General features: G+C 74.8%; 14 protein-coding genes. 9 read left to right on the top strand and 5 right to left on the bottom strand.

What is annotated here, in order from left to right; translation table 11 throughout:
- Positions 1 to 30 precede the first annotated feature (30 nt).
- The 8 genes from LG395_RS17735 to LG395_RS17700 all read left to right on the top strand — a co-directional run bounded on the left by LG395_RS17735 (position 31) and on the right by LG395_RS17700 (position 9811).
- Positions 31 to 1299 carry a glycosyltransferase gene (locus tag LG395_RS17735; protein ID WP_225810394.1) on the top strand — a complete coding sequence of 423 codons (1269 nt, stop codon included), beginning with the start codon at positions 31 to 33 and terminating at the stop codon, positions 1297 to 1299.
- A complete protein-coding gene (locus tag LG395_RS17730) occupies positions 1296 to 2717 on the top strand; it encodes an exopolysaccharide biosynthesis polyprenyl glycosylphosphotransferase (protein WP_225810393.1) in 1422 nt (473 codons plus the stop codon). The genes LG395_RS17735 and LG395_RS17730 overlap by 4 nt, the downstream gene beginning before the upstream one ends.
- Positions 2718 to 2720: 3 nt before the next feature.
- Positions 2721 to 4082: an O-antigen ligase family protein gene (locus tag LG395_RS17725; protein ID WP_225810392.1), complete on the top strand. Its 1362-nt coding sequence runs from the start codon at positions 2721 to 2723 to the stop codon at positions 4080 to 4082.
- 340 nt (positions 4083 to 4422) lie between these two features.
- On the top strand, positions 4423 to 6132 hold the full coding sequence (gene murJ / locus LG395_RS17720) for a murein biosynthesis integral membrane protein MurJ (protein WP_225810434.1): 1710 nt from the start codon (positions 4423 to 4425) through the stop codon (positions 6130 to 6132).
- Positions 6116 to 6877, top strand: coding sequence for a polysaccharide deacetylase family protein (locus tag LG395_RS17715; RefSeq protein WP_225810391.1), 762 nt, complete (start codon positions 6116 to 6118; stop codon positions 6875 to 6877). Before murJ ends, LG395_RS17715 begins: the two co-directional genes overlap by 17 nt.
- Positions 6874 to 8031 (top strand): glycosyltransferase, encoded by a 1158-nt coding sequence (locus LG395_RS17710; RefSeq protein ID WP_171156123.1) that lies wholly within the window; start codon positions 6874 to 6876, stop codon positions 8029 to 8031. The genes LG395_RS17715 and LG395_RS17710 overlap by 4 nt, the downstream gene beginning before the upstream one ends.
- Entirely contained in the window at positions 8028 to 8675 is a 648-nt protein-coding gene (locus LG395_RS17705; RefSeq protein ID WP_171156121.1) for a YveK family protein, read from the top strand. The genes LG395_RS17710 and LG395_RS17705 overlap by 4 nt, the downstream gene beginning before the upstream one ends.
- Complete coding sequence (locus tag LG395_RS17700; RefSeq protein WP_225810390.1) at positions 8672 to 9811, top strand: GNAT family N-acetyltransferase; 1140 nt, start codon at positions 8672 to 8674, stop codon at positions 9809 to 9811. The genes LG395_RS17705 and LG395_RS17700 overlap by 4 nt, the downstream gene beginning before the upstream one ends.
- Positions 9812 to 9825: 14 nt before the next feature.
- Here the strand turns inward: LG395_RS17700 and LG395_RS17695 are convergent, their stop codons facing one another.
- The 3 genes from LG395_RS17695 to LG395_RS17685 all read right to left on the bottom strand — a co-directional run bounded on the left by LG395_RS17695 (position 9826) and on the right by LG395_RS17685 (position 12777).
- Positions 9826 to 11103: a glycoside hydrolase family 26 protein gene (locus tag LG395_RS17695; protein ID WP_225810389.1), complete on the bottom strand. Its 1278-nt coding sequence runs from the start codon at positions 11101 to 11103 to the stop codon at positions 9826 to 9828.
- Positions 11104 to 11900: 797 nt separating this feature from the next.
- Positions 11901 to 12143: a chaplin gene (locus LG395_RS17690; protein WP_225810388.1), complete on the bottom strand. Its 243-nt coding sequence runs from the start codon at positions 12141 to 12143 to the stop codon at positions 11901 to 11903.
- Between the two features lie 235 nt (positions 12144 to 12378).
- Entirely contained in the window at positions 12379 to 12777 is a 399-nt protein-coding gene (locus LG395_RS17685; RefSeq protein WP_171156114.1) for a rodlin, read from the bottom strand.
- Between the two features lie 245 nt (positions 12778 to 13022).
- Between LG395_RS17685 and LG395_RS17680 the strand changes: the two genes are divergently transcribed.
- Complete coding sequence (locus LG395_RS17680) at positions 13023 to 13421, top strand: rodlin (protein ID WP_171156112.1); 399 nt, start codon at positions 13023 to 13025, stop codon at positions 13419 to 13421.
- Between the two features lie 72 nt (positions 13422 to 13493).
- Here the strand turns inward: LG395_RS17680 and LG395_RS17675 are convergent, their stop codons facing one another.
- Both LG395_RS17675 and LG395_RS17670 read right to left on the bottom strand, forming a co-directional pair.
- Positions 13494 to 15416, bottom strand: a complete 1923-nt coding sequence (locus tag LG395_RS17675; RefSeq protein ID WP_225810387.1) for an AMP-dependent synthetase/ligase — start codon at positions 15414 to 15416, stop codon at positions 13494 to 13496.
- Between the two features lie 106 nt (positions 15417 to 15522).
- The gene (locus LG395_RS17670) at positions 15523 to 17013 is read right to left on the bottom strand and encodes a vWA domain-containing protein (protein ID WP_225810386.1); all 1491 of its coding nucleotides are present in this window, start codon (positions 17011 to 17013) and stop codon (positions 15523 to 15525) included.
- Positions 17014 to 17118: the final 105 nt, after the last annotated feature.

Raw genomic sequence — 17118 nt, 5'->3', positions numbered from 1 at the left:
CAAGCGCCCCACGAGCGAGGTAACCCGCGAATGCACCATCCAGCACCCGACCTTCCGCCCCGGGTCCTGCACCTCGCGCAACCCGTCGACGGCGGTGTCGCCCGAGTCGTGCTCGACCTCGCGCGGGCCCAGCTCGCGGCGGGCCTGCACGTCACGGCCGCCTGCCCGGGCGGCGCACTCGCCGCGGGCCTGCGCGAACTGGGCGCCGACGTCCGGCAGTGGCAGGCGGGCCGGTCCCCGGGTCCCGCTCTGCCGGGCGAGGTACGCCGGCTCGCACGCCTGATCGACGAGGTGCGGCCCGACCTGGTGCACGCGCACAGCGCCAAGGCGGGACTGGCCGCGCGGCTCGCCGTCCGCGGGCGCGTCCCGACCGTGTTCCAGCCGCACGCCTGGTCCTTCGAGGCCGTCGGCGGCATCACCGCCGCGCTCGCCCTGCACTGGGAGCGGTGGGGGGCGCGCTGGGCGCACCGGGTGGTGTGCGTGAGCGAGGCGGAGCGTGCGACAGGTCTGCGCGCCGGGGTGCGCGCGGCGTACACGGTCATCCCCAACGGCGTCGACACCACCCGCTTCTCACCGGCCCCTGCCTGCGGCACCGTGCCCGACCGCCCGGCGACCACCTCCCCCGCATCGCCGGCCGCCTCCGACGAGGAGCCCCCACAGGGGCCACCCGCCCCCGGCGACGAGAGCCGTCCCCTCGTGGTGTGCGTGGGCCGCCTCTGTCACCAGAAGGGTCAGGACGTACTGCTGCGGGCCTGGAAAGAGGTCCTCGGTGTGCTGCCCCGGGCGAGACTCGTGCTCGTCGGTGACGGCCCCGACCGCGAGGCCCTGCGGTGCCAGGCACCCCCCTCCGTGCGCTTCGCCGGTGCCGTCGACGACCCCGTGCCCTGGTACCGGGCCGCCGACCTGGTGGTGCTGCCCTCACGCTGGGAGGGCATGGCACTCGCCCCGCTGGAGGCACTGGGCTGCGGAACACCCGTCGTACTCACCGACGTCGACGGCGCGCGCGAGAGCCTGCCGCCCACGTTCGCCGGGCGCTGCGTGGTACCGCCGGAGGACCCCACGGCGCTGGCCGCAGCGGTCACCGCGCTGCTGTCCGATCCACCGCTGCGCGCGGCGCTCGGCGACCAGGGCCGTCGGCACGTCCTGTCCACGCACGACGTGCGGCGCACCGCCGAACGGTTCGCGGCCCTCTACCGCACCCTCCTCGACCCCGCCGACACCGGCTGCGACGCCCCGGCGGCGGCCGGCGCAGCAGCCGAGCTCGTACCCTCCGAGTACAGGAAGTCCATCCACTCGTGACTGCGGAAAGCACCGTACCCTCCCCCGGCGCGCAACCATGGGACCACGGATTCTCGCCCGTCTCCGTCCTGCCGGCCCGCCCGGAAGGCGGCTTCCGGTTCGCGCTGCGGCGCCCGCCCGAACGGCCCGCCTCGCCGGTGCCGCTGCTCGCCGCGGACGTGTTCGCCGCGCTGGTGGGCGGCATCGCGCTGGACGAGGCCACCCGCCGGCCGCTGCCGGTCGCCGTGCTGGTGTCCGGCACGCTGCTGCTGCGCCCGCACTCCGCACGGCCGGTGCACGGCGTGCTCGACGAACTGCCCGTGGTGTGCGGGCGGATCGCGGTGGTCTGGCTGGGCCTGGCCGCCCTGCTCGCCGCGTACGCCCCGGGGCGCGTCCTCACCGTCTCCACGCTGCTGCTGGGCTGCGCGCTGCACGCGGCGGCGGCAGGCGCGGGCCGGGGCGCGGTGCACTGGCGTCGCCGGGTCGCGCTGCGCCGCCGCCCGCGTCCCGCGCTGGTGATCGGGCCCGTGGGGACCGCCCGGCGGGTGGCCGCGGCGCTGCTCAGGCAGCCGGGCTGCGGGGTGCGCCCGGTGGGCGTCGTCGCGGAACACCCGGACGACGCCGGCGGGCTGCCGGTGCTCACCACCGGCGAGGAGGTGAAGCGGGCACTCATCCAGAACGGGGTGCGGGTCGCCCTCACCGTCCACCCGGCCGTGCGCACCGAGAGGAGGCCGCTGCTGCGGGCGCTGGCCGAGTCCGGCTGCACGCTGTGGGAGGTGGACGCGGACGGCCCGGCGTACGGGACGCGCGATCAGCTCTCCGGGTTCGCCGTGCGCCGCCTGGACCTCGGCGCGCGGCGGCGGACGAGCGTGGCCAAGCGGCTGCTGGACATCGCGGTGTCCGGGGCGCTGCTGGTGCTGGTCAGCCCGCTGCTGCTGGTGTGCGCGGTGGTGCTGCGGCTCACCGACGGACCCGGGGTCGTGTTCCGGCAGGAGCGCATCGGCAAGGACGGACGGCCCTTCACCCTGCTGAAGTTCCGCACCCACCGCCCGGCCGACGAGCACGAGGCGGCCACCCGGTGGAGCGTGGCCGGTGAACGGGAGATGAGCCCTTTCTGCCGGTTCCTGCGGCAGACCTCGTTGGACGAGCTGCTCCAGCTGTGGAACGTCCTGCGGGGGGACATGAGCCTGGTCGGCCCGCGCCCCGAGCGCCCCTATTTCGTCGCGGAGTTCAGCCAGAGCTACCCCGGATACGCCTCGCGCCACCGCATGCAGACCGGGATCACCGGACTCGCCCAGGTCAACGGGTTGCGGGGCGACACCTCGATCGAGGACCGGGCCCGCTTCGACAACGCCTACATCGACAACTGGTCGCTGTGGCAGGACGTCTGCATCCTGCTGCGCACCGCCGCCGCGCTCGTACGGCCGACGGGAAGCTGACCGATGACCCTCACCCCGCCCATCCACCGCCTCGCGCGGCCTTCCCCGGTCCTGCCGGTGCTGGCCGTGGTCGCGCTGCTCGCGCTGCCGGTCGCCCCCGGCGACGAGGGCGGTGCGGGCCCCGCCGACGCGTTGTCCGCGCTGGTCGTCCTCTTCTGCGCGGTACGGCTGCTGCGGGCACGCCGCCGCCCGCTCACCCGCGACGCCGCGCTGGTCCTCGGGCTGCCGGTGGCCGGCCTGGCACTGGCCGCGCTGCACGCGGTCGCGCCGGGCGCCGGGATCACCGGGCTCGGCCGGTACCTCCAGGTCTTCGTCCTGGTTCCGGCCGCCGTCGTGCTCCTCGTCCGCGGCCGGGCCGACTTCCGGCTGCTGGCCTGGTCGGTGGTGGCCCTCGCGGGGTGGCAGGGGACGGTGGGCGTGCACCAGTACGTCACCGGCACCGGTGCTTCCTACCAGGGCCAGGACATCCGCGCGGTCGGCACCTTCGGGGCGACGGACGTGATGGGCATGGCGACGGTGGTGTCGTTCGGGCTGGTGTGCGCTGTGGGCCTGGCGCTCGGCCGGCCCACGGAGCGGGGGCGGGCGTTCGCCGCATGCTGCGCGCTCGCCCTCGCGGTTCCGCTCGCCCTGTCCTTCAGCCGGGGCGCCTGGATCGCGACCGCGGTCACCGTCATCGTCCAGCTGGTCCTGGCCGGGCTGCGGCGGGCGCTGAAGGCGGGGGCGGCCGTGCTGGCCGCGGGTGTGGTGCTGGTGGGCGGCTTCGGGGTGGGCACGGCGATGCTCCAGGAGCGGTTCGACAGCATCACCCAGGTCACCGACGCGCCCGACCAGTCGGTCACCGACCGGTACACGATGTGGGCCGCGGCCGTCGACATGTGGCGTGAACGCCCGCTGACCGGCGTCGGTCTGAAGGGCTTCCCCGAGCACCGCGACGGGCACGCCTCACTCGCGCTGTCCTCGGGCAGCGACATCGCGGGCGCGGGTGCCTCCTTCCGCCGGCAGCCGCTGCTGTCACCGCACAACATGTACCTGCTGGTCCTCGCCGAACAGGGTGTGACGGGACTGCTGTGCCTCGCGGGCTCCTGGCTCGCCCTGCTGGTGTGCGCGCTGCGCGGCCTGTGGCGGGCCCGCGCAACCGGCGGCCGGGGCCTGGACTGCGCGCTGGTCGCCTGCGGGCTCCTGGTGTGGCAGCTCGTGGACTTCGCGTACGCCGACATCGGCGGCCCGTCGACCGTGCTGACCGCGGTGTGCTTCGGTCTGGTCGCCTGGTGGGCGCTGGTGGGCGCGGAGCGGTCCGCTCGCGGTGACGTCACCGCCGTACCCGCCGCGCGGGAGAGGGTGACGGGGGAGGCGGCCCTGCGATGACGGTCACCCGCCCGGGCCGGAGGCGACGGCTGACACCCCGCCGGAGGCCCCCGCTGCCCCGCCTGACCCGAAGGCCGACGAGATGACGCGCCCCGGAACCGGTGACGCGCCGGGGCCGCGGCCCGGTACGGCGTACGGGCCGGCGGTGGACGCGAGAATCCGCTCCGGTACGGCAGCACACCGGCCGGCGGTGGACGCCGGAACCGGCGCCGGCGGCGTCGCTCTGCCGGTGGCCCGGTCGGCCGAACCCCCTGCGGTGCGGCCCGCCGGCACCGCGGCGGGCCAGTCCGGCCCGCCGGCGTGCCCCGCCCCCACCGAGACGGGCATCGCCCCGGCCCCGATGCCACCGCTCCCCGACCCCACCCCCGCCTCGCCACCGCCCGGCCCCGCCCCGGCCCGGACGCCCCTCGCTCCCGCCTCCACCGCACCGTGCCTCGCCGGCCTCCCCGATGCGGCCCCCGCGCCCGCGGCCCGGGGACAGGCCCCGCCCACCGGGCGTTTCCTCGCTCACGCCACCCTCGTCACCGCCTCCCTCTCCATCGCGGCGGCGCTGCTCGGGCTGGTGCGGGACCAGTCGCTGGCCCGGCTGTTCGGGGCCGGGCGGGACACGGACGCCTTCCTGGTCGCCTGGACGGTGCCGGAGTTCGCGGCCACGCTCCTCATCGAGGACGGGCTGGCCTTCGCGCTGATCCCGGCGTTCAGCATGGCGCTGGCCCGCCGCGCGCGCGGCGCCCCGGGGGATCCGGTGCGGGCGCTGGTGGCCGGCACCCTGCCCCGGCTGGCCCTGGCGTTCACGGCGGTCGGGGCGCTGCTCGCGGTGGCCGCGCCGCAGTTCGTCGCCGTGCTCGCGCCGGGCCTGCCCGACCCCGCCCTCGCCGTGGACTGCACCCGCCTCACCGCGACGTGCGTGCTGAGCTTCGGCCTCGCCGGGTACGCCAGCGCGGCCCTCAGGGCCCACCGCCGCTTCCTGGCACCGGCCGCGATCTACCTCGCGTACAACGTCGGCATCGTCACGGCGATGTACGCGCTCGGCGGCCGGTGGGGCGTGCGGTCCGCGGCGTTCGGGGTGGCGGTGGGCGGCTGTCTGATGGTGGCGGTCCAGCTGCCCTCCCTGGTGGGGCAGTTGCGCCGGCGCCGGATCAGCGGGACGCAGGCCGGGGCCGCCGCCGCGGCACAGCCGTTGGACGTGCCGCTGCTGGCCACCGTGCTGCTGTTCGCGCTGTGCCGGCAGTCGCAGGTGCTGATCGAGCGGTTCCTCGCCTCCGAGCTGCCCGCCGGGGCCATCTCGCACCTGAACTACGCGCAGAAGGTCGCGCAGATCCCGATGACGCTGTCGATGATGCTGTGCACGGTCACCTTCCCGCTGGTGGCGCGGGCGCTGGCCGACGGTGACACCGAGCGGGCCCGGGACCGGGTGGAGCAGGACGTGGCGCTGGCCGGCTGCCTGGTGCTGCTCGGCACGGCCGCCGTCGTGGCCTGCGCCCCGCAACTGATCGGACTGCTGTTCCAGCGCGGCGCGTTCACGGCCCAGGACACCGCGACGACCGCCGCCGTGATGCGGGTCTACGCGCTCGGCCTGCTCGGCCAGACCCTGACCGGCGTCCTGGTCCGCTCCTACTTCTCGGCGGGGCGCGCCACCTGGTACCCGGTGGCCGCGATGACCGCGGGCATCGTCGCCACGTCCTGGGTCGGCGCCTGGACGCTCGGGTCCTGGGGGGTCACCGGGATCGCCGCCGCCAACGCCGCCGGCATCACCCTCACCGCCGTCCTGCTCCTCGCCGGGATGCGACGCCGCAGCGTGCCCATCCGGACCGGGCCGGTGCTGCACGAGCTGAGCCGGCCGCTGCGGGCGGCTGTGGTGGCCACCGTGGCCGGCGGGTTCGTGGCGAGCCTGCCGTCGGCGCCGCTCGCCGGGCTGGCCGCCGGCACGGCCACGGTGACCGTCGTGTTCGTCCTGCTCGGCCGGGCGCTGGGCGCCCAGGGCTTCGCCCCCGCACTCCGTTCCGTACGCACCCTCACCCGAAAGCTCGCCCATGCCGTCCTCCGTTGAGTCCCCGGCCCCCGCCCGGCACGTCGCCCCCGGCCCGGTCCCGTGGATCGCCATGTACCACTCGGTCGGCGACTGCTCCGACGACCCGTACCACCTCACGGTCAGCCCGGACCGGCTGGAGCGGCAGCTGCGCTGGCTGCGCCGGCGGGGGCTGCGCGGGGTGTCGGTCACCGAACTCCTCGCCGCCCGGGCACGGGGCGAGGGACAGCACCTGGTGGCGCTGACCTTCGACGACGGGTACGCCGACTTCCTCGCCAACGCCCTGCCGCCGCTCACCCGCTGGGGATGCACGGCGACGCTGTTCGTGCTGCCCGGCCGGCTCGGCGGCGACAACGCCTGGGACCGCCTCGGTCCGCGCAAGCCGCTGCTGACCGCCGACGGCATCCGGCGGGCCGCCGACGCGGGCATGGAGATCGGCTCGCACGGCCTCACCCACGTCGACCTGACGCGGGCCGACGACGGCCTGCTCAAGGCCGAGACCGCCGAGAGCCGGGCGGTCCTGGAGGAGCTGACGGGTGCCCCGGTCACCGGTTTCTGCTACCCGTACGGCACGGCCGACCGGCGTGCCGTTCAGGCCGTACGGGAGGCCGGTTACGCCTACGCCTGCGCCATCGACCCCGGTGAGCTGACCGGCCCGCACGCCCTGCCACGCGTGTACATCGGGCAGAACGACACCGCCGTACGCCTGTTCCTGAAGTACCGGCTGCACCGGCTGCGCCGGCGGCCCGTCGAGGAGCTGCGGTGAAGGCCCTGCACATCATCACCGGGCTCGGCGTGGGCGGTGCCGAACAGCAATTGCGGCTGCTGCTGCGGCACCTGCCGGTGGCGTGCGAGGTGGTGACCCTGACCAACCCCGGTCCGGTGGCCGACGGCCTGGCCGCCGACGGGGTCCCGGTGACCCACCTCGGCATGACCGGGAACCGGGACCTTGCCGCGCTGCCCCGGCTGGCCCGGCACATCCGGCGCGGCCGGTACGACCTCGTGCACACCCATCTGTACCGGGCCTGCCTGTACGGCCGGATCGCCGCCCGGCTGGCCGGGGTCCGCGCGGTCGTCGCCACCGAACACTCCCTCGGCGACTCGCAGCTGGAGGGCCGGCCGCTGACCGCCGGGGTGCGCGCGCTGTACCTGCTGGGCGAGCGGCTGGGCCGGTCCACCGTCGCCGTCTCCCCCACGGTCGCCGCCCGGCTCGCCCGCTGGGGGGTGCCCGAGCCGCGCGTCGAGGTCGTGCCCAACGGCATCGACCTGGCGCGGTTCGCCTTCGACCCGGACGCCCGCCGGCGCACCCGCGACCGGCTCGGGCTGCCCGCCGACGCGTTCGTCATCGGCGGCATCGGCCGGCTCGTCCCCGGCAAACGCTTCGACGTGCTGATCCACGCCCTCACCCGGCTGCCCGCCGACTGCCGGCTGCTGCTGGTCGGCGGCGGGCCGCAGGAGAGCGCGCTGCGGCGGGCCGCGCGGGAGGCGGGCGTCGCCGGGCGGGTGCTGTTCACCGGGGAGCGGCCGTACCTGCCGGACGGCTCGGCCGGGCCCGGCCTGCCCGCGCTGGCCTCGGCGATGGACGTGCTCGCCGCGCCCTCCCCCGAGGAGGCGTTCGGCCTCGCGGTCGTGGAGGCGCTGGCGGCCGGCCTTCCGGTGCGCTACGGCTCCTGCCCCGCCCTGGAGGACCTGCCGCCCGGGGCCGCCCCGGACGCGGTGCGGGTCCCGTGCGACGCCGGCGCCTACGCCCGCGCGCTCGCCGAGGTGCGCGCCGCCGGGCCCGGTCCGCGCACCGCCCCCGAGGCGGCCCGCCACTACTGCATCACCCGCAGCGCCGCCCGGCTCATGGACGTCTACGCGGCGGCGCTCGCCCGCACGGTCCCCCCGTCCCGATCCCCCGAGGGAGTCATCCCGTCATGACCGAGAACCACGTCCCGCACCGCCGGACCTCCCGTCTCCGCGCGCTCCCGCCCTGGTCGCTCGTGGCGGCCGGTGTCCTGGCGGGCGGCCTGCTGGGCGGCGGCTACGGCGTGCTGAAGGCTCCGGAGTACACGGCGACCAGCTACGTGGTCGCCGTTCCCGGCGAGCGGACCGACACCGCCACCGCGCTCGGTTTCGCACAGGCCTACGGCCGGGTCGCCACCCAGGTGGCGGTGCTCGGCGACGCCCAGGTGTGGGCCGGGGTCCCGGTGCGCACCCTGCGCGACAGCGTGCGCACCGCGACCTCGCCGGACGCCCCCATGGTCGCCGTCTCCGCCACCTCCGTCCGCCCGGACCAGGCCGCCGACATGGCCAACGCCGTCGCCCGCGCGCTCATCCGGCACGCCGACGCCGTCAAGGCCGACACCCACGTCGGACTACTGCAGTTCTCCCGCGCCGGCAAGCCCAGCGCGCCCGCCTCGCCGTCCGCCGCGGTGACCGGACTGGTCGGCGCGAGCGCGGGCGGGCTGCTCGGCGCCCTCGCGCTGCTGGTACGGCCCAGGCGGCGTGCCGCGGAGGAGATCACGCCGTCGCCTACGGTGCCCGGTCCGGCCGTCGCCGCCGACGCACACGGCCAGCTGTGATCGCCACGTACCCGGCGGGCACCGCGCGCCCCGCCCGCGCCACGGGACTGATCAGCGAACTCGTCACCGACGAGGACAGATTCACCGCGCTGGCCCCCGCCTGGGGGCGGCTCTTCGCACGCTGCTCCGCCGCGACCCCGTTCCAGAGCCATGCCTGGCTGCACTCGTGGTGGCTGTCGTACGGCCCGCCCGGGCGGCTTCGGCTGCTGGTGGTGCACGCAGGACGGGAACTGGTGGCCGCCGCGCCGCTGATGCTGGTCCACCGGCCGCTGCCCGCGCTGGTGCCGCTCGGCGGGACGATCTCCGACTACGCCGACGTGCTGCTGGACGACGGCGACAGCGGCCGGGCGGCCGGCGCGCTCACCGATGCGCTCGCGGACGCGGCGGGCACGGCGCTGATCGACTTCCGCGAGGTACGCCCGGGTGGCGCGGTGGAGCGGATCTACGACCGCTGGCGCGGGCCTCGCCGCACGGTGAGCGACTCGATGTGCCTGGAGCTGCCCGCCGTACCCATGGACGAGCTGATCGCCAGGCTGCCCTCGGGCAAGGCCGGCCAGCGGGTGCGGGCGAAGCTGCGCAGGCTGACCACGCTGGGTGTCCAACGGCGGGCGGTGGGCCCGGACGAGGTGGACGCGGCGATCGGCCGACTGCTGGAGCTGCACCGGTTGCAGTGGCAGGACCGGAAGGTGACGGAGGAGCACCTCAGACCCCGGTTCCGCCGGCATCTGGTGCGCGCGGTGGGCTCGATGGTGCGCTCGGGCAACGCGGTGGTCACCGAGTTCCGCATCGGCGACGACGTGGTGGCCGTCGACGTGACCCTCGTCTCGGGCAGCCTGGCCGGCGGCTACCTGTACGGCGCCCACCCTGACCTGCGCCGGCAGAAGGTGGACGTGGCGGTGATGCTGCTGGACGCCTGCGCCGAGTACACCGGCGGCGGCGAAGCCCGCACGCTGAGCCTGCTGCGCGGAGACGAACCGTACAAACGGCACTGGCGGCCCGAACAGGTCGTCAACAGACGGCTGCTCATGGCCCGGCGGCGCACCGCCCCGCTGCTGATGGCCGCGCTGTGCGACGCGAACGCCCGGCAGCGGGGCAGGGAGGTGCTGCTCCGGTGGCAGGAGCGCACCCGGCGCTGACGGCTGCGCGACCCTCAGTCGAAGGGGGCGCAGGGTGACTCGCCGAGCCAGTACGCGACCCAGCCGGCCAGGGCCGGCGGCGAGCAGTCCTTCGCGGGCTTGGTGGTGAGCGTCGGCTCGGGTGCGGGCGCCGGAGGCGGCGTGGGCACCTGGGCCGACTGCTCGCCGCGGCCGTACAGGGCGGCCCGGTAGATCCGGGACGAGCGGGGGTTGGCCGAGCACTGCCACACGCCGTGCGGGCAGTAGTCGGTCAGCGTGTTGTACAGCGGTCGGTGCTCGTCGATCCAGTCGAGCATGCGCCGCATGTACTCCGGGTTGTCACCGTTGCGGAAGAGTCCCCATTCCGGATAGGAGACGGCCTTGCCGTGGGCTTTCGCGAAGTCGACGTGCTGCTGGAGGCCGTAGGGCTCGGTGACCTGTTCGTCGAACGACAGCCCGCTGGGCTGGTCGTAGGCGTCCATGCCGATGACGTCGACCGTGGCGTCACCGGGATAACACTCCGTCCACGGTACGGCGTCCCGGCCCCGGCTCGGCGTGAAGTCGAACCGGAACCTCTGCCCGGGCACCGAGCGCATGGTGGCGACGATCCTGTTCCAGTACGTCTTCCAGGCGGCAGGGTCCGGCCCGCAGCGGTGGGTGTAGGTGATGCCGTTCATCTCCCAGCCCAGCACGATCACCGTGTCCGGCACCCGCAGTTCCACCAGCCGCTCGGCGAGGGTCTTGAAGTGGTGGTCGAACGCGCCGCCCGCGGCCTGCCGCAGCAGCCACCGCACCTGGGCGTCCGAGAGGTTCTCCTCGTTGCGCTCCTGCATCGGCACGTTCAGCACGAGCATCCGGTCCGCCTTCTCACGCCGCCACTGCGCCCAGGCGTCCAGGAAGCCGGGCGCCCCCTCGATGTCCTGCCAGCGGCCCCCGGGCAGATAGGTGTGGGCGACCTTCAACTCGGTCCCGCCGAGCCAGTGACTCAACTCGGCCATGCGAGCGACACCGCGGGGACCGGAGTCGAGGAACGCCCCGAAGGCCGCGACAGGGCGGCCGGAGCCGGGCGGCACGGGGGTCCGCGACGGCGGGGGGATCGGCACCGGAGGCGTGGCCGGGGGGAGGAGCGAGGGGGAGGGCGCCGTCGTCGTCGGAGTCGTCGGGACGGGAGTGGCCGGGACGGCGGCCCCCGTCGGTCCCGGGCGGTCCACGGCGAGCCCTGGGCCGGCCGCCAGGGCGGCCGACGCGAAGAGCGCCGCCGCGATGACGGTGGCCGGTCGCCCGGCCCGGGCCCTGCGCTGTTGCGGAGCCATGCCCGCTCCTTTCTGCACCCGCCACTCGATGTCGCGGCGGCGCGTCATCCGGCGACCGGCGCGCAGTCATATCAATACGACTGATGCCGGTGCGGATATCGCTTTCGGCCCGCCGAACCCCCACACGAGTGAATGGCGCGCGCTGCACGGGCAAGCGGACCGCGGCCGGCATACGCGATGGTTCCGGAAGTGGGGAGGCGCAGAGTACGGGACTTGCCGCCGCTACGGGGCGCGGGTGCGGAAGCGGGTGAGTGCGGCATCCGGGCGCCGACGGCGTAAGGCGCGACGGCCTCGCCGGTACAGGGTCGGCCCGACGGCGAACAGGGCAGCGCCGACGGCCGGCGTCGCGATCAGCGCCGGGCGGGCACCACCGGTGAGCGGCGGCATGGGCGGCTGTCCGGCGAACTCGCCGTCCCCACCGCCGGGCGGTGGGGTGTGACCGGTGAACGGGGGCGCGGTCTCGCCGGCGCCCGGTGCTGTGATGTGCCCGCCACCGGGAAGCGTGCCGTGGCCGTCGCCGGGGGCGTCCCGTCGGCTCCACCGTGGGGACGCGGGGCGGTCTCCTCTCCGCCGTACGGCGGAGGGCTCGTCCTGCCGCCGGAAGGAGGCCTGGACGGCGTCACCGGACAGCGGCCGCGACCGCGACCGCGGCCGCGGCCTTGCCGGACTCCGTCGCATCCTCGTGGTCTGTCCTGCTCGAGGAAGGGGGGGAGGCCGGCCCCGGAACGCGGAATCGACGGATCAGCGGTCCGGGGCCGGTCAGTCCGCGGCCGGGGCTGGTGCCTCGTGCCGCGTCGTCACTTCTTGTGGATGTCCCCGTTGATGCAGGTGTTGCCGGCCGCCGGGTTCAGCGCACCGATGACGTTGACCGTGTTGCCGCAGATGTTGATCGGAATGTGGATCGGAATCTGGACGACGTTCCCGGACAGGAGGCCCGGGGAGTGCGCGGCGGCGCCGTTGGCCTCGGAGTCGGCGAAGGCGGGCCCGGCCAGGCTCAGGGCCAGGATGGCGCCCGCAACGGCAGCAGCTGTCTTCTTCATGGATGTTCCCTTCTTTGGGGTCATGCCCCAATGACGGCCAGAACCGAGTGAGCACGACGTGAACGGTCGGGGCACGGAACGAGGGATAGACACATCGGAAGGCCGCAGAACGCGGAGAGCTCGACAATCACTCGATCGCACCCCTTCCTCAGCGCTGTTCTCCGCCCGAATTCGACGAAAAAGCCCGGGCGGTCCGCAGACGACACAGCGGACGGCCCGGGCCGAACAGACCGGCTCAGCTCTCGCCGTTGGCCGAGAGGACCGACACGTCCTCCAGGACATGGGAGAGCGCGCCGTCGCGCTTGGCGTTCGTCGAGTTGTCGGAGCACTGCTGCTGCAGGTGGTCCGAGAGGACCGGGATGTCCTGGACCGTGCCACCGATGGCGGCGTCGACGGCGACGTCGACGTCCTGGACACCGAGGCACGGCTTGTTGAGCGAGCCCTGCACCAGGGAGAGCTGCGGGCTCATGTTGCCCTTCGTCGCCGAATTGCCGAACGACGACACGGCGCCGTTGCCATTCGCGACGGTCGGTCCGTCGTCGTTGCCGATGGCAAGCGCCTGCGGCGCGGCCGCCACCGCCATTCCCACGACAGAAGCGGCGGTCGCGGCGGAGACCATTGCCTTCTTGAACACTTCGCGTTCCTTTCCTCATAACAACGCATGCCCTACGGCCTCATCAACCCGGCGCCTCGGAAATGGTTCCGCCGATTCACCCGGTTGGAGCGCACACCTCCGGGCGATGACAGGAGGTCGCCGATCCGAAAACCACACCACCAGTCCATCTCGTCGGCCGACAGGGTGAACGGGAGAAACCCCGGGCAGGCCGCGGAGTTGACCACAGCGCTCCGCTACGGGGTTTCCTCTGAAAGGACTGGCCAGTGATCAAGAAGATTGTTGCCACTGCGGCCGTCGCCGCTTCCGCCCTGGGTGCCTCCGCCGCCGCGGCGCCGCAGGCGCTGGCGCTCGGAAACGACGACGGGCCGGCCGTCGCGAACGGCAACGCGGGATGGCAGGCCTACGGCAACTCGGCCACGTACGGGAAGATGAGCCCGCAGATCGCCCTGATCCAGGGTTCTTTCAACAAGCCGTGCATCGCGGTGAACGACCTTCCGGTCGGCGTCGGCGCCCTCGCGGGTGTCAACGTCCAGGACATCCCGATCCTGTCGGACCACATGCAGCAGCAGTGCACCGAGAACTCCTCGAACGTCAAGCGCGACGGCGCGCTGGCGCACCTGTTGGAGGACGTGTCGGTCCTGTCCCAGAACAGCGAGCACTGACCCGGCGATCGGAGCGGGTCGCCGGGTGATGCGGCGGCCCGCTTCGGCGTGCCGGCGGTGGCCCGCTCGCCGTCAGCGCCGGTACAGCTCCTCGATCTGCTCCGCGTACGCGGCCGTCACCGCGTGCCGCTTGACCTTCAGCGACGGGGTCAGCAGCCCGTTCTCCTCGGTGAACTCGCCCTCGACCAGCGTGAACGCGCGGATCGACTCGGCGCGGGAGACCGCCTCGTTGGCGTGGTCGACCGCCTTCTGCACCTCGGCGCGCAGTCGCTCGTCGCGCACCAGCGCGGACAGCGGGGTGTCGGGTGGCAGCTTCCGTACGGACAGCCAGTGGGCGACCGCTGCCGCGTCGAGGGTGATCAGGGCGGCGACGAAGGGCCGGTTGTCGCCGACGACCAGGCACTGGCCGACGGGTGGGCGGCTGCGCAGCCGGTCCTCCAGGACGGACGGCGAGACGTTCTTGCCGCCGGAGGTGACGAGGATGTCCTTCTTGCGGCCGGTGATGCTGAGGTAGCCGTCGTCGTCGAACGCGCCGAGGTCACCGGTCGCGAACCAGCCGTCGTGCAGTACGGCGTCCGTGGCGGCCGGGTCGTTCCAGTACGACGTGAAGACCACCCCGCCCCTGATCAGTACCTCCCCGTCGTCGGCGAGGCGCACGCGGACGCCCGGCACCGGCCGGCCGACCGTGCCGGGGCGGGGGCTGAGCGGGGGCACGATCGTGGCGGCGGCGCTGGTCTCGGTCAGTCCGTAGCCCTCGTAGACGGCGATGCCGGCCGCGAGGAAGAACAGGTTGAGGTCGCGGTCCAGTGGGGAGCCGCCGCTGATGGCGTACCGCGTCCGGCCGCCCAGTTCCTTGCGGATGCGGCGGTAGACCAGCAGGTCGTACAGCGCCCGGGCGGCGTACAGGCCGGGTCCCGGGCCCTTGCCGGTGCCGAGGAACTTCCGCAGGTGGGCCTCGCCGAAGCGGACGGCGACGCGTTCGGCGCGGTCGAAGGAGGCGGCCCGGCCGAGTTTCTCCGCGGTGGCCCGCCCGGTCTCGTGGATCTTCTCGAACAGGTACGGCACCCCGACCAGGAAGGTGGGCCGGAACTCCTTGAGCGCGGGCCGCAGTTCGTCGGGGCGCACGCTCGGGAAGTGGCCGGTCTCGATGCGGGCCAGCAGGCAGGCGAGCTGGAGGGTGCGGCCCAGGATGTGGGCGAGCGGCAGGAAGAGCAGCGTGGACGCGGCCTGACCGGTGACCGCCTGGAAGACGGGGTGCAGCAGCTCGACGGTGTTGGCCGCCTCGGCGTGCAGGTTGGCGTGGGTGAGGACGCAGCCCTTGGGGCGGCCGGTGGTGCCGGAGGTGTAGCACAGGGTCGCGATGGTGCCGGGGCCGAGCGCCCCGCGCCGCTTGGCGAGTTCGTCGTCGGGGAGGTCCCGGCCGAGGACGGTGAGGTCGCCGAGGGCGCCGGCGTCGAGCTGCCACAGGCGCGGGGGGTGCGGGTGGCCGGCCGTGCCGGTGGTGACGGTGGCCGCGTTCGCCATGGTCTCGGTGACGACGAACCGGGCCCCGGAGTCGCGGACGATCCACTCGACCTGCTCGGCGGAGGAGGTCGGGTAGACCGGCACGGACTGGCCGCCGGCCGCCCAGATCGCGAAGTCCAGGACGGTCCACTCGTAGCGGGTGCGGGACATCACCGCGACCCGGTCGCCGGGTCCGAGCCCGGCGGCGACGAGCCCCTTGGCGACGGCGGCGACCTCGGCGGCGAAGGCGGACGCCGTCACCGGGTGCCAGGCGCCGCCGCGGTCGCGGCGGCGCAGCAGCACGGCGTCGGGGGTCTCGGCCGCGTGCGTGAACGGCAGGTCGGCCAGGGTGCCCGTGGTGAGCGGGGGAGCCAGGGGCGCGGCGCGTACCTCGCGGACCGCGCCCGTGGCGTCCCGGACGACCTCCACCGCGGCGCGGTCCGCGAGATCGGCGCGCCGCCGTGCCCGTCCCAGATCCCTGCGTACGCCCATGACGGCTCCCGGTGACGGTCGTGGCCTGCCCAAGGTCATTGCCGGAAGGCCAACTTACTCATAAGTAAGAAAAGGTCAACGGGGCCCGCGGGACTCGCTCGGCGTTTCACTCCGCGGGCTCGGTGCCGCCGGCCTGGCGGATGGCGTCGGCGAGGCCGCGCACGTCGGCGTCCTCGGTGGTGGCGGCCAGCCCGGCGGCCCTGCGGGCGAGGCCGGCCAGACCGGGGGCGCCGGGGAGGGCGGGGCGGTCCGCGGAGCCGGTGCGCAGGGCGTCGGCGAAGTACGCCGCGACCGCGGTGACCTGGAAGCGCGGGCTCGCCCGCCAGACCGAGCCGGCCAGGGCCCCGGTCTCCAGGCCGCCCGACGCCTCGTGCGGGTCGCGGGTCCCCGGGTCGAGCCAGCGGACGGTGGCGGTGGCGAGGTGACCGCGGGCGCCGTGCCGGGTGTGGACGGCGTACAGGGCGGTGACGGTGTGTCCGGGGCCGACCTCGCCGCCGTCGACCCGGTCGTCGCGGAAGTCCCGGTCGGCGACCCTGCGGTCGTCGTAGCCGATGAGGCGGAAGGCGGTGACGGTGTGCGGGTCGAAGGCGACCTGGGCCTTGGCGTCCCGGGCGGTCAGCTCGATGTTCCTCGGGAGCTGACCGGCGAAGACCTTGTCGGCCTCGCCGGGGTCGGAGACGTACACGGTGTGGCCGTCGCCCCGGTCGGCGAGGCGTTCCATGAGGGAGTCGCCGTAGGTGCTGCCGACACCGACCCCGAAGAGGGTGATGCCGTGTTCGCGGCGGGCGTCGCCGATCCGGCGGAGGATCGCGTCCGCGTCGGTCTCGCCGGTGTTGGCGAGGGCGTCGGAGACGAGCACGACCCGGTTGGTGGCTTTCTCGCGGGCGCCCTCCACGGCGGTGGCGTAGCCCTCCTCGACGCCCGCGCCGAGGTTGGTGGAGTTCCGCGGCTCCAGGCTGTCGATGGCGTCTCGTACCGTGCCGCGGTGGCCGCCGAGCCGGGTCATCGGCAGCACGGTCTCGGCGTCCTCGCTGAAGGTGACGAGGGCGACGGAGTCGTCGTCGCGCAGCCGGTCCGCCAGGGTGGTCAGGGCGTGCCGGGCAAGGTCCAGGCGGCCGGGTTCGCCCATGGAGCCGGAGGTGTCGATGACGAAGGTGAGCGCGGCGGGCGGGCGGTGCGCGTCCGGCGCGGCGGGCCGGGTGGCGAGGCCGACGCGGACCAGGGACCAGTCCGGTTCGCCGGTGCGGGCGCCGTCGACGGTGACCGTGAAGCCGTTGCCGTCGGGCCGCCGGTAGTCCTGGCGGAAGCTGTTGACGAACTCCTCGGGCCGCACGGTCCGCGGATCGGGCCTGCGGCCTTCGGCGAGGGCGCGGCGGGCGTAGGTGTAGGAGGCGGTGTCGACGTCCAGCGCGAACGTGGACAGCCGGCCGCCCGCGTCCTGGCGGACCAGGCCGGACCCGCCGGCGCGGGCCTTGTCGTCGCCCGTCCGCGCGGCGCCGCCCGCGCTGCACGCCGTCAGCAGCAGTCCGCCCGCGGCCGTGAGCGCGAGCAGCGCCCGCCGTGCCCGCCATCCCCGTCGGTCCCCGTACCGGTCCATCGCGTCCTCCCCGTCGGCCTGTCGGCACCGGACGTGTGCGTCCGCTGCCGACTGTGACGGGGCGGGGGCCCGGAACGTGCGTACCGGGGAGTTGCGGATGGATCT

The sequence above is a fragment of the Streptomyces spinosus genome (assembly GCF_020400655.1).
Classification (GTDB): Bacteria; Actinomycetota; Actinomycetes; order Streptomycetales; family Streptomycetaceae; genus Streptomyces; species Streptomyces argyrophylli.
This window is presented reverse-complemented; position numbering and strand designations above follow the sequence as displayed.